We start from the raw sequence: 1,507 nt of genomic DNA on the forward strand, positions 1-1,507 counted from the left end.
CTCGTGTTTCGCAGTGTTGAGTGATCATGTTCCGGCGGCGGCCCAGGCTGTGAGGACGGCCTGGATTTCTTCGGGTCTTGCCTGGTGGGGGTGTGGGTCGCGAAAACGGTGGGCGATGATGGTGCGGCGGAGTTTGGCGGTCATGTCCTCGAACGAGGGCTGGGTCTTGGTGGTGTACCAGCGGGCCCTGGCGCGGTGCTCCTCGGTGTCGGCGGGTTGGTGGCCGACCAGCGCGTACCAGGCGGTGACCACGGTGTAGGCGAGCAGGCCGAAGGGGACGGTGCGTTCGACCGCGAGGCGGGTGCGGTTGCGGGCCTCGCCGACGCCGAGGGTCTGTCGGGCGTCGTAGAAGGTGGTCTCGATCGTCCAGCGGGACGCGTAGCGTTCCACGATCTGTTCGGCTGGCGTGGTGAGGTCGGTGGTGACCAGGGCGGCGCCGTAGCCGCGGTCCAGGCTGGTGCCGGGGCCGCAGTTGCTGTCCCACACCAGCACGACCCGGACCGGTTGGGTGTGGAAGGAGCCGTACCACAGGCAGGTCCGCTCGGCGAGGAACACGGTGTCGGTGCGTCCGTAGCGGCGGACCTTGGTTCGGTGCCAGTCCAGCAGTTGGGAGAGGTCGGTGGGTGTGCCCAGGCGTGGGCCCCGGGTGCGCGGGCGTCCCTTCTTGCCCGTGCGCGGGGGCGGGAGTTCGTGCAGCACGGAGGTGACCTTCAGGCGGCTGGTCCAGGTGATCCGCGGGTCCAGGCCGCGCAGGTGCTCGCCGACGTAGGCGGCATCCCCGACGGTGTGCACGATGCGGTCGGGGAAGTGGGCGGCGAGCAGTTCGATCATCTCGCGGGCCAGGGCGATCTTCCCGGTGTGCCGGGGGCGCCACAGGCGGGCCAGGACCGGCAGGCACACCGGCCTGGTCAGGAACGGCACGGTTACCACGATCCCGGCGACGACCCAACAGTTGCCGAAGCCGGCCGGGCGCGGCCCCTTCGCGGCACCGTCGTGCTGCCAGGCAGCACCGAAGACCTTGCGGCCGGACCGCTTGAACAGGGTGTCGTCAACCGCGACCCGCAGCGGTGCACCGTCCGGGAGAAGGCGTGACACGACCAGCGTGGCCAGGGCCAGGCCGACGTCGTCGGCCGACCAGCGGGCGGTGGAGAACAGTCGGTGGCAACGGGCGTGGTGCCACACCTGCTCCAACCCCGTGCCCAGCAGCATCCCGCACACGGTGCGGCGGCGGGTCTGCGCGATCAGCCCGGTCAGCAGAACGCTGAACGTGCGGAACGTCGGAGCGGTGAAGCAGGAACGGCAGACAGCCAGGAAAGCGAACAAGGACGGCGGTATCGTGCCCACTGGAAGCATCGGCGGATCACTCTCAACAGGGTGAAACAGACACCGCCGATGCTTCTGTCTGTCCGTCACACCCCATGAGAGGTACGGCCTCTCACCACCCGATCGAGCGCATCATCACACACCAGTTCACCGACCCAGTGATCCAAAAAGTGCGAAACACGAG

General features: G+C 68.7%; 1 protein-coding gene. It reads right to left on the reverse strand.

What is annotated here, in order from left to right; genetic code table 11:
* Positions 1–24 precede the first annotated feature (24 nt).
* Entirely contained in the window at positions 25–1,323 is a 1,299-nt protein-coding gene (locus tag ACFU6I_RS48690; RefSeq protein ID WP_384381046.1) for a transposase, read from the reverse strand.
* Positions 1,324–1,507: the final 184 nt, after the last annotated feature.

Origin of the sequence: Streptomyces sp. NPDC057486 (genome assembly GCF_042802415.1) — a bacterium.
Lineage (GTDB): Bacteria > Actinomycetota > Actinomycetes > Streptomycetales > Streptomycetaceae > Streptomyces > Streptomyces yanii.